The 14,990-nt window shown below is 41.2% G+C and carries 13 protein-coding genes and 2 pseudogenes; 2 read left to right on the forward strand and 13 right to left on the reverse strand.

All coding sequences use genetic code 11. From position 1 onward, the window contains the following. Nucleotides 1-22: 22 nt before the first annotated feature. The 5 genes from VSQ61_RS12625 to VSQ61_RS12645 all read right to left on the reverse strand — a co-directional run bounded on the left by VSQ61_RS12625 (nucleotide 23) and on the right by VSQ61_RS12645 (nucleotide 6,122). Complete coding sequence (locus VSQ61_RS12625) at nucleotides 23-1,510, reverse strand: FGGY-family carbohydrate kinase (protein WP_334344779.1); 1,488 nt, start codon at nucleotides 1,508-1,510, stop codon at nucleotides 23-25. A gap of 49 nt (nucleotides 1,511-1,559) precedes the next feature. Continuing rightward, entirely contained in the window at nucleotides 1,560-2,528 is a 969-nt protein-coding gene (locus VSQ61_RS12630; RefSeq protein ID WP_334344780.1) for an ABC transporter permease, read from the reverse strand. Between the two features lie 48 nt (nucleotides 2,529-2,576). Next, nucleotides 2,577-4,067, reverse strand: a complete 1,491-nt coding sequence (locus VSQ61_RS12635; RefSeq protein ID WP_334344781.1) for a sugar ABC transporter ATP-binding protein — start codon at nucleotides 4,065-4,067, stop codon at nucleotides 2,577-2,579. Between the two features lie 120 nt (nucleotides 4,068-4,187). Further along, nucleotides 4,188-5,312: a substrate-binding domain-containing protein gene (locus tag VSQ61_RS12640; RefSeq protein WP_334344782.1), complete on the reverse strand. Its 1,125-nt coding sequence runs from the start codon at nucleotides 5,310-5,312 to the stop codon at nucleotides 4,188-4,190. Between the two features lie 75 nt (nucleotides 5,313-5,387). Beyond that, nucleotides 5,388-6,122, reverse strand: coding sequence for a D-lyxose/D-mannose family sugar isomerase (locus VSQ61_RS12645; protein ID WP_334344783.1), 735 nt, complete (start codon nucleotides 6,120-6,122; stop codon nucleotides 5,388-5,390). 271 nt (nucleotides 6,123-6,393) lie between these two features. On the opposite strand from VSQ61_RS12645, the gene VSQ61_RS12650 reads away from it, so the two are divergent. Then, nucleotides 6,394-7,452, forward strand: coding sequence for a LacI family DNA-binding transcriptional regulator (locus VSQ61_RS12650; protein ID WP_334344784.1), 1,059 nt, complete (start codon nucleotides 6,394-6,396; stop codon nucleotides 7,450-7,452). Between the two features lie 114 nt (nucleotides 7,453-7,566). Further along, entirely contained in the window at nucleotides 7,567-7,989 is a 423-nt protein-coding gene (locus tag VSQ61_RS12655; RefSeq protein ID WP_334344785.1) for an acyl-CoA thioesterase, read from the forward strand. Between the two features lie 246 nt (nucleotides 7,990-8,235). Here VSQ61_RS12655 and VSQ61_RS22955 read toward each other — a convergent pair. From VSQ61_RS22955 to VSQ61_RS12700, 8 genes and pseudogenes are all read right to left on the reverse strand, one after another. Next, nucleotides 8,236-8,490, reverse strand: a pseudogene (locus tag VSQ61_RS22955) (family 1 glycosylhydrolase); the annotation flags it as partial. A gap of 251 nt (nucleotides 8,491-8,741) precedes the next feature. After that, nucleotides 8,742-9,190, reverse strand: a pseudogene (gene rpiB, locus VSQ61_RS12670) (ribose 5-phosphate isomerase B). A gap of 13 nt (nucleotides 9,191-9,203) precedes the next feature. Beyond that, nucleotides 9,204-10,178 (reverse strand): DUF7916 family protein, encoded by a 975-nt coding sequence (locus VSQ61_RS12675; protein ID WP_334344786.1) that lies wholly within the window; start codon nucleotides 10,176-10,178, stop codon nucleotides 9,204-9,206. Between the two features lie 20 nt (nucleotides 10,179-10,198). Further along, the gene (locus VSQ61_RS12680) at nucleotides 10,199-10,852 is read right to left on the reverse strand and encodes a ribulose-phosphate 3-epimerase (RefSeq protein WP_334344787.1); all 654 of its coding nucleotides are present in this window, start codon (nucleotides 10,850-10,852) and stop codon (nucleotides 10,199-10,201) included. Beyond that, nucleotides 10,845-12,128 (reverse strand): PTS sugar transporter subunit IIC, encoded by a 1,284-nt coding sequence (locus tag VSQ61_RS12685; protein WP_334344788.1) that lies wholly within the window; start codon nucleotides 12,126-12,128, stop codon nucleotides 10,845-10,847. The genes VSQ61_RS12680 and VSQ61_RS12685 overlap by 8 nt, the downstream gene beginning before the upstream one ends. 34 nt (nucleotides 12,129-12,162) lie before the next feature. Then, complete coding sequence (locus VSQ61_RS12690) at nucleotides 12,163-12,471, reverse strand: PTS sugar transporter subunit IIB (RefSeq protein WP_334344789.1); 309 nt, start codon at nucleotides 12,469-12,471, stop codon at nucleotides 12,163-12,165. A 23-nt stretch (nucleotides 12,472-12,494) separates the two neighbouring features. Continuing rightward, entirely contained in the window at nucleotides 12,495-12,803 is a 309-nt protein-coding gene (locus tag VSQ61_RS12695) for a PTS sugar transporter subunit IIA (protein ID WP_334344790.1), read from the reverse strand. A gap of 177 nt (nucleotides 12,804-12,980) precedes the next feature. After that, nucleotides 12,981-14,888: a BglG family transcription antiterminator gene (locus VSQ61_RS12700; protein WP_334344791.1), complete on the reverse strand. Its 1,908-nt coding sequence runs from the start codon at nucleotides 14,886-14,888 to the stop codon at nucleotides 12,981-12,983. Nucleotides 14,889-14,990 lie beyond the last annotated feature (102 nt).

Consider the following 14,990-nt stretch of genomic DNA (forward strand, 5'->3'; position numbering starts at 1 on the left):
CTTTCTCCATTCACATTTATTTTCACAAAACCATTTTTACTGCCTGATATAAATTCTGATAACGCTCATAGTTCCTGTTATATTGCTCTCGTACATGCTGCCTGGGTTCATAGGTTTTCCCCTGTTTCACAAAAACCTCTGCCGCTTCTTTCAAACTGGAGAATACTCCTGTTGCTTTTCCGGCCAGCATAGCACATCCTATCCCGCCTGCCCGATAATCACCCTGAGAAGTAATGGGAATATTCAAAATATCTGCTTTGATCTGCAGCCATTGGGCTGACTGAGAGCCTCCGCCTGTAGCCCGAAGCTCTTTCACATGGAGTCCACCCTCTGAAAGTCTTTCCAAATTATACCGCATCTCATAGGTACTTCCCTCCATCATGGCCCGATAGATCTCCTCCAGTCTAGTTTCCGTCGTCAGACCTATGATAGCCCCTCTGGATTCACTATCCATATAAGGCGTACCTGCCCCGGTAAAATGGGGCAGTACCAACAAATCTGTTGGCATATCCGCCATAGTCTCATCCAAATACTGATAAAAACTTTTTCCCTGTCTCTGAGCCGTCTCCTGCTCCTTTTTTCCTATATGTTCCCTGCACCAACGCAACAGTGAGCCGCCTGTAAGGGAAAATGCATAGGTTACATATGCCCCTGGCAAAACATAGGGTACAATCGCATATCCCCCCTGATAAAGAGCCAGATATTCTGGGCACCCATTATAGAAGCTAGTAATACACTCCAGGCTTCCCACACTGTCAATAGCCATTCCTGGCTTTAAAATTCCTGTTCCTATGGCAGAGGCCACCTGATCATGACAGCCGGTCACAATTGCAACATGTTCTGGCAACTCTAGTTCCCTGGCAATTTTTCTGCCAATTCTGCCAACAATACTTCCCGTAGGAAGAGGTCTGGGTAACTGATCTCTGGAAACGCCGACAAACTTAAGAACCTTCTCATTCCAATCCATCTTATGTACGTCAAACATAGCTGTCCGGGCTGCCAAAGTATAATCTGTCACAAAAGCCCCACATAGACAATATATTATATAATCCGCACCAAATAAAACACGTTTAGTCTGTGCAAACAAATCGGGATAATGCTTTTTTACCCACATAAGCTTTGGGGCACTCATCATAGAGCTGGGTTTTATACCCATAAGCTGACTGAATGCCTTTGCCCCAAACTCTCTTTGCAGTTCCAGGCTTTCTTCAGCGCCCCTGTTATCCGAATAGAGCATAAAGGAGGTCAAGGGGCGATCTGCCTCATCCAGAAGGACAAAAGATTCTCCAAAGGAAGTCAAAGCAATTGCCTGTATATCTGAAATCCTGTTTATGGCACGCCGTACTGCACATTTGGTGCCTTCCCATACTTGGGCAGCCTCCACCTCATAGATACCAGCTCCTGATTTGCCCTGATACTCTTCATAGGCCTCTGCCAAAAGCATTCCATTCTCACTGTAAACACAACATTTGCTTCCTGTCGCCCCAATATCAATTCCTACTACTGCCATAACCTTATGCCTCCGCAAACTCTATTATTTTCAGTTCACAGCCCAGATATTAAGAAGCGGCCACCATACGGTTCCGAATCTTCTGGGAGAACTGGGAGTAAGCAACTGCGGCAATCAACACAATTCCCTTTACCAACTGCTGAACGTAATCATTAATACCACACATAATCATACCTGTCTGTAAAGTTCCCATCAGCAACACACCGATAATCACCATAGACAGCCGGCCTTCGCCACCACTTAAGGATACACCGCCAATCACTGCTGCGGTAATAGCATCCATCTCATATCCGCTTCCGGAAGAGGGCTGACCCGAACTGGTCTTAGACAGCAATACCAGCCCTGCGATTCCGGAAAGAAATCCACTGATGCTGTATGCCATGATCTTAATGTTTGTAACATTCACACCGGAAAGCCTTGAAGCCTCCTCGTTGCCACCCACGCCATAAAGATAACGCCCTAAGGTTGTCTTTGTCAACATAATAATAAATATGACGAACAGTACTACAGCCAGAAGGACCTGCAAGGGTATGCCAAACAAAGAAGCGGCTGCAAAACGGCTGAATGCCTTGGTAAATCCATATACCGGAAGTCCTCCGGTAACAATGTAAGCCAGTCCTCTAAGGGAGGTTTGAACACCCAGAGTGGCAATAAAAGGCGGCATATTCATCTTTGTCACACAAACGCCGCTAATCGCTCCATAGACAATGGCTAACAATAATGCAATGATACAAGTCAGCAAAATTGGCAGTTCAAAATTTTTCAGACAGATAGCAGCAGTTACGGCCGTAACACCAGCTATGGAGCCTACGGAAAGATCAATGCCTCCGGTAAGCAGTACCAAGGTCATTCCGATAGAAATAATTCCTGTAATAGATACTTGTTTTAAAATAGTAAATGCTGTATTCGTTGTTAAAAAATTATGAGATGCGATGGAAAAAATTACAATCATCAGCAAAAACGCCACAATAATACCATAATTTAAAAGCACTATAACTGCTTTATTATTTTTTTTCATTTTCTTAAATCCTCCTATTTCGGTTCCTCACAGTACTGCTTTTTGAAATTATAGCTGGCTGGAAGCCATCTCCAGTACTTTTGCCTGGCTGTATTCACTTCTGCTAAGCTCTCCTGCTATCGTTCCGTTACTCATAACCAGAATTCGATCCGACATACCAAGCAACTCCGGCATCTCAGAACTGATCATAATCACACTCTTTCCGGATTCTACCAGTTTGCACATCAAACCATAAATCTCCTGCTTAGCACCTACATCAATTCCTCTGGTGGGTTCATCAAAAATCAAAATATCACAATTGGTAGCCATTGCCTTTGCCAGCACCACTTTCTGTTGATTTCCACCGGATAAATTTTTCACCAGCTGTTCTGCTCCGGGTGTTTTAATATTCAAGTCATTAATATACCCTTCCACATAATCCTTTTCCTTCTTCTTATCCATGAAAAAGAATCTGGATACCTTTTTCAGAATACTGTAAACAATATTCTCCCGAATAGGCAGGGAAAGCACTACGCCCTGAGCTTTTCGATCCTCCGGAATCAGGCCAATGCCTGCGTTCAACCCGGTTCTCGGATTTTTGGGGTGGTACTTCTTTCCCATGAGCGTAATCTCTCCGGCTTGAATGGGATCTGCTCCATAGAGTGCCCGAACCAGTTCTGTACGTCCGGCTCCAACCAAACCGCCAAACCCAAGGATCTCTCCTTTCTTTATCTCAAAACTTACATTTTTTACTTGCTTATTCACCAGTCCCTCCACTTTCAGAACCGTCTCCCCAATCTGGCGATTGGGAACCGGATAGTCATCCGAAAGTTCCCGGCCTACCATATAAGCAATAAGTTGCTTCCTATCTAACTCATCAACCTCTTTTGTCACAATATACTTTCCGTCACAGAAAACACTCGCCCGATCGCAAAGTTCAAATACCTCTTCCAAGCGATGTGATATAAAGATAATGGTTACCTTTTCTTTTTTCAGCTTTTCAATAATCTTGAAAAAAACTTCTGTCTCTTTAATGGTAAGAGGTGCTGTGGGTTCATCCATAATAATAAATTCCGTATTTCTGGAAACAGCTTTCAAAATCTCTACAATCTGCTGATAAGCAACTCCCAGATCACATACCCGCTTGCGAACATCCAGATCTACACCCATTTCCATGCAAAGCTCTCTGGCTTTTTCTTCCATGACATTTACATCCCGAAAAATACCCTTTTTTACTTCTCTTCCATAAAAGATATTTTCCGCAACAGTCAGATAGGGCACCAGACTGAATTCCTGATAGATTACGCTGATTCCAAGTTCCATAGACTGTTTTGGATTCAGCTTTTCGTATATTTTTCCATTAAATGCGATACTGCCTGACGTGGGTTCAATCGCCCCTGTCAGGATTTTTATAAAAGTAGATTTTCCGGCACCGTTTTCACCACAGATCGCATGGACTTCTCCCCGTTTTACCTCAAAAGACACTCCGTCCAACGCCTTGACACCAGGATAATATTTGCATATGTCTTGAACTCTCAGGATCACATCTTCCACTTCCATCCCTCCATTCCTGCCCTTTTCATTCATGGGCTATAACACTTAACTTACGCGGGGGCTGTCGCACATTTTACAACAGCCCCCATGTTCAACTACATATTTAATTCTTAAATCACATTTCCCTTAGGAGGGATCGTACTTATAAGTACCATCCAGCAAGTCTGCCAGGGGAACAAGTACCGGATCGAAGATTACTGTCTTGGTTGCTGCCGGTTTTCCGTTCATAATATAGTATACCAACTGATAAGCCGACTCATAGCCGCAAGCGTATGGGAACAAGTCTACGGTTCCTCTGTAAATGGTATTCTCTTCAAGCATATTGTTCAAAGCTTCATCTGTAGCATCACCGGAGAATACTGCAACAGGATCGTCACCTGTATAGCCTGCATTTACCATTGCCTGATATCCGCCGATTCCGCCGGAATCGTTAGATGCAACTACTACCTGAAGATCCGGATAAGCTGCCAGTGTACTTTCAACAATCTGAAGTCCGAGTTCTGGTGTATCACCTGCCTGACGTGCAACAATATTTATATTTTTGCACTCTGCTTCCAAAGTATCCTGAATGCCGTCCGCACGTGCAATCGTGTCTGCTACATTGTCCTGTGTAATCAGGCAAACCTGAACTTCTTCCTGATCCGCCAGATTCTCATTAATCCAGTTTGCTGCATTCTTTCCGATTGCCTGCCCATAAGAATACTCCTCGCAGATGTAACGGAAATCAGAAATGTCAACACTCTGTGCTGCACAACTGGTTACAATACCTGCCTCATTGGCAGTTGTCACAATGCTCTCCAATGCATTCTGATCAATCGGGGAAATCATAATCGCATTGTAGTTATCATTTACAAGAGTCTCCACATCGGAAACCTGCTTGTCAACATCATACTGGGAATCAATGGTCAGCGGCTCGCTTAATCCCATTTCCTTGCAGGCATCATTGAAACCCTCTACCACCTGTACAAACCAGGGATTTGCCAGATTCATGCAGACATATCCAAGCTTTAAATCCTTGGGTACATCTGATGCCTGAACCGCAGCAATTACTTCATCCATGGTCATGGTGTCTTCTTCCCCGGCAGGTGTAGCCTCAGGAGCTTCCGTTTCTGCTTCTGCAGGTTCTTCTGCATCTGCTGGTGCCTCAGTCTCCTCTGCAGGTGCAGCCGGTTCTTCTCCTTTAGAACCACAGCCTGCGAGAGTTGCTCCGAATACTGTTACAGCCAGTAACATTGCCAGTAACTTTTTCATTTGTTTTTACCTCCATTTACTTTTCTTTTTATTTAATAAGCACAGCAGCGTGCCATTAAATACGATTCTATGTGTTTATTTGTTTCCATAGTAGTCCTTGTAATCCGCAAAAATGAGATACTTGGGCTCTTCGTCCTCTATAATTTCCGGAATCCTCTCTCCGGCCGTATGGAAACGGTTGTCAATCGTATCATCATTGGTGGTAGACACCTCAAACAGCATAACCGGTCCGGTTCCCGGCACTCCCTGCCAGGAATGGTACTGGCCCGGCTTTAAGGTAATGCTCTCCCCCGGCTTCAAAGTAACCTGTCCCCCTGCCGGAACCGTCACCGTATGTCCGTCCACGCTGACCGTAACAGGAGTTGTATCAAAGGTTCCTTTCTTTCCGCTGCGTCCCCCTTCCACATCCTCAAAATCTTCTTTTGTGGCATTATAGAGGGTAATCACCAAGTCTCCTCCGCCCTTATTGATAATATCCTCCATTTTGCTCCAGTGATAATGATAAGGAAGGATCTGACCGTCATCAACCAGAAGAAGCTTCTCGGCATAAGGCTTTGGATATTTTTCCTTGTTGTGAAAATTGCCGTTTCTATATGTAAAAATAGTCAGGCCAATCTTTTTAAAGTCCCCGCTTCCAAAGTCCGAGATATCCCAGCCAAGCATATTATCCACCAACTCCTGATAATCCTCTCCGGCTTTCTTCCAGTCCTCAGGCCCCCAATGCGCAAAGCCTGGCATGGGAAGTCCTTTCTCATCCTCCATAAAGCGGATTGTTTTCCCGATAATCCTATTCAGTTCCGAACGTTTCATAAAAAGACATCTCCTTTGCTTTTTCATAAAAAGCATTTATTTTTTTCTACCTGTAAGAAATTTTAAGAAAAAAAACGTTTTTATTCAATATCATTTCCAAGATTTAAATTTTTCGTAATTAATCCCAGTAATCTTTATATTTTAACCAAATATTATTGACTTTTTTGTGTATTTTATCTAAAATTAGACTGATTTAATTAAAAAATAAGCCGGTAGTTTTTATAAAAATTTTTAATTATTTTTATTTTCAGGAAAAAAGGGAGAAGTAAGCGTGTCCACCATCAAGGATGTTGCCAAACGTGCAGGCGTCGCAATTTCAACTGTATCCAATGTAATTAACAATAAGGGGAATGTGGCTCCTGCCACTGTGCAGAAAGTAAACGATGCAATTAAAGAATTAAACTATCAGACAAATTATATTGCCAAGCTTATGAAAAGCAAGCAGCCCAAAAGAATCGGCATGATTGTTGATGATTTGTGCGGCCTTTTTTATCCATATGTCATCCAGCCCATTCGCCAGATTGCAGAGAAATATAATTATGAATTGGTGTTGTATGACACTAACAGCAATCCGGAAAAGGAATGGAAGATTTTTCAGAGCCTTGTATACTCCCAGATTGACGGAATTATATTCAGCACATCCACCCCTCCTGTGGAACTTCCGAATTTCGTTGCCAATCTGCGGCAGTTAATTGAAAGTTCCCATCGCTCCATCAGCCTTGTAAGCATTGAGCGAGATTTAACCCGATACGGAATTGATTCCGTTTATACCGATATGCATGCCGCCGGCCAGAAAGCCGTACAGCACCTATTGGACAAGAGCTGCAGGGTAATCGGACACATTACAGGTCCCATAGACGTGGAGATTGTACAGGATCGTTTAAATGGCTACAAGGATATTCTCACTCAAAACCAGATCCCTATCCGGGAACATCTTATCGCATATGGTGATTACAGTCACATGAGCGGCTACAATGCCATGAATACGCTCTTAGACTGGAATCCGGATATAGACGGCGTTTTTGCCGCCAACGATCAGATGGCTATTGGCGCCTGCATGGCCTTGAAAGCTGCCAACAAACGAATTCCAAAGGATGTGAAAGTCATTGGCTGTGATGACGTTTTTGTCACTGCCATTGTGGAACCGCCCTTATCAACCATCCATATCCGCAAAAATCTTTTAGGGACAGAGGCTATTCAAGCTCTGTTGGAACAGTTGGAGAACCGCCGGGTCGGATCAGTAAAACGGCTGGAACTGGAAAATCATCTGGTAATTCGGGAATCTACCGATCGGGTAAATCGGTCGTATTTGGTTCCTTCCGGATGGTAAATGATAAAAGTGTCAGACCATTGATTTCTATTTTAAGCTTGACACCACTCTTATTAATTTTCTAAAGAGGCTTATAATTACTGCAATAAATGGAAACATACGGAGGAACTGATCATGAAAAGTTATACACATACTGTTCAATACTATGAGACAGACCGAATGGGAGTCACGCATCACTCCAATTATGTCAGGTGGATGGAAGAGGCAAGAATTGATTTTTTGAAGCAGATAGGATGGAACTATGAAAAACTCGAAAGCCTGGGAATTGTATCACCCGTTACGGCAATCAACTGCAAATATAAAGCAAGTACTACATTTTCGGATGAAGTGTCTATTACCGTATCAGTGGAAGAATTTAAAGGAGTGCGTTTAAAGCTTTCTTATATAATGAGAAACACAGCCGAAAAATGTGTTTGCGAAGGAACCTCAGAGCATTGTTTTCTTGACAAAAACGGAAAAATAATCAAGCTCCATAAGGAATATCCTGATTTTTATCATGTTTTAACGGAGTTAGCCGGTAAGGCCGCTATTAATTAGCAGCACAAAATAATGCAAAAGCGGGATGGCACTCCTGTATAATACAGAAATGCCATCCATTTATCTCCTAATAATCTCTTTCCAATAATACCCTTTGTTCGTTGCATCCGGATTAGTGATTCACAAGCGACTCGTCAAATCCCTTTGATTCGTGCATCGTCTCTTATAACGGCTGTTTCCTCCCGACTATAATTCCTCGCCATTAGAGGCAATTACCTTAAACTGCTTCTTTTAACGCTTCAACGTGTCTTCTGATATCTCGTCAATCTGACCAAGGCCGTTTTCCACTACAAACAGCGGAATTTGATATCTGTCATACAGTTCATTTAATGTATATCTAAGGCCCACCGGGTCAATGACCGGATCATAGTCATGCTTTATTCCATGAGCAAATCCACAGGAAATATCCAGCCCTTTGCCATCCTCCAGGTAAGCCTCTTCCTCCTGGTTTGCGGCAATTGCACCGTCCCATAAAAAGTTTTCAGGAAATGTCTTCTGCATTTTTTTCACTTCAAATACTTTCTTTATGATGGTTTCATTTTAATCGAGGATATCTCTTCCGTCAATTCTCCTGGCGGTTAATGTATTTTTTCTTCGGAAATAAATAAAATATGAAGCCGAATCTGCAAGTTAGATTGCAATACTTCAGTGCTTTCAGCAATCCAAAAAACAAAGCCGGAAGTTTTTTATAAAACTTCCAGCTTTTCTTATATAGCCAGTGCGGGTGAAAACAGCACTCCCAAAAGCCGGTGCTATTTCTGCCGCTCCTCGATTTCTTTTATCATATCAATTCGCCGCTGATGTCTTCCGCCCTCATACTTTCCTGTAAGCCAGGCATCTACAATCATCTTTGCCAGTTCGATTCTATTACACGTGCTCCAAAAGCCAACATATTTGTATTATTATGCTGTCTGGAAAGAGATGCCGAATATGGTTCTGAACAGGTGACACATCTTATTCCCTGCACCTTATTTGCAGCTATGGATATCCCCACACCAGTACCACAAATCACAATTCCGGCATCTGCTTCCCCATTTGCGACCATATTGGCAACCGCTTCACCGGATATTGGATAATCAAATCTTTCATGTGAATCTGTCCCCACATTAATTACTTCATATCCATATGTATCTTGAATGTAATCACGAATCATCTGCTTGTATTCAACAGCAACGTGATCATTCCCGATTGCAATTTTCATCTGGTCTTCCTCCTTATCGTCTTCCTGCTGCCACTCTTCTAAATGTTAATCTTCTTCCCTTTAATGCCAGTGACATAGTATAAATTCCCTCAGGTGAACTCATACCTGATAATCCGGCATCGCCAATAGCATGGATATCGGCTCCTGTCATTTTGGACCACAACGCACACTGTCTGATAGAGTTGTCATCTGCTCCCTCTACAGAACAGTCAAGGAAATTTAATGCCAGTGTTCCAGGTCGATAAGTATGAACCAGGGTCACCAATGATCGTATATCTTCTACCGTAATTCCCGGCCGGCATCCGGGCATCGGCAGACATATTACATCCGCTCCCCCATCAATCAGATCTTTCACAAACTGTTCATGTACGGACATGGGGACCTGTGGATCTCCGATAACCTTTTCGTCTACACCATCCTCCCATTTTCCTGCAAATATGAGCATTCTTTCTCCAATCAGTTCTTTTGCCCGTTTTGTCGCATTTACAATTACATCATAAGAGGTACGAGTTCCCGGATTACCACCCAAAACAATAAAATCACACTCTTCCTTTATTACCTTTTCAATATTTTCAGAAGAGGCAATGCGATCTGAACGAACCAAAGATTTTTCCGGTGACGTGGATGTGGCAGCATCATCCCCCTGTCCACATTCCAAATAAATTCCTAAAGGAACATTTATCAGCTTTTTCATATCCTTTACCCGATACTGTCTGGCCTTATAGGTTTTATTATCTTCGTCCCATTCTTCTACCAGCAATCCCGGCTGCTGAACATTTTCGTCCATGGAATATCCATTTAAAAAAATCATATCTGCTCCAAACGCCTGAGCAATCTCCGGATTCGTCGTTCCTTCACACAATGACAGCCCCACATAATTCTGACATAAAACTGTCCTGCCCTCACTTGCCAATACGGATGCTTTCAGTTCCCCGGCACTCATATTCATAATTTCACTTCTACTGCTGCTGATCAATCTTCTTGCCATTGTAAAATTCATTCCTTTCATTACCCGCATCTAAGAGATGCACATATTGTATCATAATTTTCCTGCTTTCCGAACAATGCACTTGTACCCAGTACAAATCCTGCAACTCCAATTTGGGACAATAATGTGATTTTTTCCGGGCTGCAGGCACCGTCAAGAATAACCTTATACCCGCCATATTTATCAGCCTCACTGATAAATCTTTGAATCTTGGGAGTAATAAATTCCAAATACTTCTGACTTGCAAACCCCGGATTTACGCTCATTATCAAAACATAATCACAGAGTACCAGAAAATCCCTCACTGCTTCAAAAGAAGTCCCCGGATTAAGAGCAATTCCGGGAATTGCCCCAAGATCTCGTATCATTTGCAGGGTTCTACATATCTGAACATCCGCTTCCGGATGAACATAAATAATCTTTGCACCTAAATCCACAAACTTCTTAATATAATCACCGGGATTCATAATCATAAGGTGTACATCACAGGGTTTTGTTGAATGGCTGCAGATATATTCAATATCCTGCAGCCCCATTCCAAAGTTTGGAACAAATTGCCCATCCATAACATCTAAATGAAAAATATCAATCCCGCTCTGTTCCAATTCTTTGATTTCGTTATCAAGGTTTCCAAAATCAGCACACATCATAGATGGACATAATATCTTATGCATTTGCATTTTCCTCACTGGCAATTCTCTGCAATTCCTGCTGCTCATACACTTTGACAAACGGGTAATAGATAACTACACCGATTGCAATATTGATAAGAGTCAAAATAATATATTTCCAGTCTCCTGATGCAATAGAGCCTATCAAAAGCGGCGGAGTTGCCCACGGTAATTCTACAAAGGGCGCACTAACAAATCCAATTAAAACTGCTCCATACGTTACGATTGCCCCTGCAAGTCCGCTCAAGATAAACGGCAGAAGCAGAATCGGATTCATAACCAAAGGAAGTCCGAATACCACCGGCTCCACAATGGAAAAGAACGCTGCCGGTAAAGAAGCGATTGAAAATGTTTTTAAATGCTTAACTTTCGAAAAGAGAAGCAATATCAGTAATCCCAAAACCGGTCCTGTCCACAGACATGTCCTCTCTACCGCAGTGGTCCATATATATGGCAGCTCCATCCCTGCCTGAGCAGCCTCTGAATTTGCAGCTATCCACATCATTTTCATCGGATCGAGAATTCCCTGAAACAGAGTGTCTGCATGTATCCCCAGCCCCCAAAGCAATTTGTTGATGATACAGAAAAATGAAAAGACAAAAATATTGTCAGCTCCCTTGAAAACCGGCTCCAGTAATCCAGAAATAATTGCCACAAGGTTTATATTGAAAATTGTTCTGATCAGCCAATAAAAAACGCCTACAATTGTATATGGTATTAAAGATGAAAACGCTTTTCCAACAGCAGGCGGTACTCCGTCCGGCATGCGTATTTCAATTTTCTTCTGAATACAGGTCTTATAAATTTTAAGCGCTAATATTGATGTAATCATTGTCGGGAAAAGTGCCTTTGCTCCAAAGGAACTTACATCCAGCATGTTATCTGCGGTTGTATTTTGATTAATCAGCAGAAAGGACATTAAGCTGAGTAATCCGCAGCTTACTTTATCCAATTCATACTCTTCAGCATAATTCAAGCCTACGGAAACTGAGAAAAATAATGTCATAAAGCCCATCGTCAAATTATTCATCAGACCAATTTGATCGGAAAACGGTGCCAAAAAAGGCAATATTGGTTTTTCCGTTCCCATAGAAGTCGTTCCCAAAAGGGAAATAAGAAGCATAATACTGCCAAACAGAATCAAAGGCATTACATTCACCATACTGTTCTTAATGATGTTTAAGGTAGGTCTGTTAAATATTCTCATAAGGACAGGAGCAATTTTCTCCTCAATTACCGCTGTCATTTTATCCATAAAACTACTTTTCGATTTCTCCATTTACTTTACCTCCAAACGTGTTGTTGACTTTCTTTTATGACTTTGCCATGTTTAATGCGGTATCCAGCACCTTTTTCCCATCCATCAATCCATAGGCTCTCATATCTACAACATCCACTTTCATACCTCTGGGTTCATACGTCTTTTTCATTTTACTAAGCAGATATCTTACCTGCGGCCCCAGTAAAAGTACATCTGTCGGCTTATCATACTTTGCAAACGCTGCTTCTGACATTGCAATTATCTCCGCCTCAATATTCTCCTTTTTAGCAGCCTCTTTCATTTTATTTACCAGCAGACTGGTAGACATTCCCGCTGCGCAGACTAATGTAATATATAACATTTTTTCAATCTCCTTTTCATTTTTTAAGAATACATAATCTTATACATCTCAATCATATGCAAGGCAAGATCTCTGACTGTCATAGCATTCATCAGATGATCCTGACCGTGTACCATCAAAAGGCTCCACTCGGTTTTATTGCCGCCTGCTTCTTCACTGATAAGCTTTGTCTGGAAGTGATGTGCCTCATTCAACACTTCTTCGCATTCTTTCATCTTTTTTTCCGCCGCAGCAAAATCCTTATCTTTCGCTGCATCAATTGCTTCAAGGGCCAAGCTTCTGGCATTTCCTCCATTTACCACCAGTTCCATAACAATTGTTTCCACATCCATATACTTTCCTCCTTCCTCGTTAGCTGTGATTTATTTTATGCCCTAATTTTACTAGCACAATGTTAAAACTCCATGATCAAAACAACCACATTCAATCATGCAAAAATTGAACGTGGTTGCTTTTTCTACTGTTACAATTATCTTATTTTTTGAAACTGACTGCATTATGTCTCACTGTCAGGATGTACACAATTCATCAAATAAACCCATCATCCTATCATAATCCTTATATTGAATCAGCTTTTTGACCGTTTCATTATCTGAGATAAACCTGGTTGTCATTTCATAAAATTTCTGAATATCCGGATCTTCCTCTTCTCCTACAACAATCAAAAAAATGACCTGCACATCATGCTGCCACCAATATATCGGTTTATCCAATATGGCTGTATAAACAAAACTGGTTTTCGTTACTGCTTTTAAAGGATGAGGAATTGCAACGAAATTCCCATAATCGGTCGCACCTAATTTTTCTCTTTGTAAAACCAAATCTGTAAAATTTTCCGGAAGATTATATTGCTGCATTACCTTTTCACATAGTTCCTGGATAATCATCTCCCTGTCCGTACCTTTTATCTCCGTACAAAAAAGATCTCTTTGAAAATATTTTCTCAAAAAATCATTTTTTCCAATTTCAAGTACATGTGCAACACGCTTTTTGTCATTGTCTATCAGAAACATATTGACCTGCATCACAGGTACTGGGATATATCCTTCAATTGGCACTGTGGTAAATACATAATCAACTTTATTAAAATCAAATGTATTTAGTTCCAGCATATCACATACATAAATATTCTCTAAATAATCACCAAAAGTCTGTTGGTATTGGAACTTCAGCAGCCGTGAGCTGCTTTTGCCGGAGCCACAGACAACTAATATATTCTTTTTTTCAATTTTTGATTTGTACTTATGTGCCGCATAAGCAAAAATAATTGCAAAGAATCCAATTTCATCCTCTGGTATTTCTTTACCATATTTAACTGCCAAGCTGGTAGCTGCTACTGATGCCATCTGATACCCCAGCATGCATTGCTTTTTCACTTCCTGCAGTGACGGATTTTTTAAAGGAATTCCAAAGCGCATCCTGATATCAAACGAAACCATATGTTGGCATAGCTGCATTCGGATATCCAGAGAATTTCTGAAATCATAACCGAAATGTATATTTATCAGTTCTAACATTTGAATAACGCTTTGCTCTATATCACTCTTTATGACAACATTCACTTCATCCTGTTCCGCATTTCCGATCATTCGTGTGCCGGCTAACTGCAGTGCCAGATACTGCCTTTCCGATTCAGTATAAGTCACCTCTGTTTTCTCTTCAAATATGCTAATCAGCTTGTCAATATATCTCCATTCATGGTTATAAATTTGAGGCATATCCTGGATTATTACATTTACCGTTTTCCCCCTCTTCATTCTTTTGAGCGAAACATATAAGTACATGACAAAGTTTTCTATAGCTGTTTCCGATAAATTGATCATGTGTTCAGGTAAATACTGAAGAACCTCTGCTGTCAGTTCCCGCACTTCACCCATCCAGGTTATATCTGTCATACTCCTAAACAGATCCGTTTTAAGCATTACTTTGACAAGGCAATTTCGGAAGTCCTGTTCTTCCCCAACAATACGAATTCCGTAATTTGGTCTTCTTTCAAGTGATACATTATAATTTGAGAACCATATTTCCACACGCTTTATTGCCGCTGATAATGTCCCCCTTGAAACACACAGCAAATCACATAAATCATCGCTCTTAACGTAATTCTCCTGATTTAATAAATATACAACAAGAAATTCAACTCTCTCATTCGTATTATCCGGTATAAAATCTGCATTCCTTTTCTTATTCTGCTGAAAGGCCGTAAATCTATCAATATCTACAATACACAGCCGTATGCCATACCGAGGCTTAGATTCAATAAACGCCCCATTATTTCTTAACAATGCATTGAGTTCACCAATCCTTGTGCTGATCGTCCTTTTACTCAATTTCATCTGTTTTGAAACCATTTCTATCGTTATATAATGTTCTTCCGGAAGTATATCTAGTAAATCACGTAAATTACCTCTTAACATATCTGCCCTGCCCGTTCTTTTTCTCCTGTAAACCGTTCGATTTGTTGTGCAGCTAATAATATATTATACAGTACATTTTAACTTTTGAACATTATATTTGAA

The organism is Candidatus Merdisoma sp. JLR.KK006 (genome assembly GCF_036941035.1).
Taxonomy (GTDB): domain Bacteria; phylum Bacillota; class Clostridia; order Lachnospirales; family Lachnospiraceae; genus Laedolimicola.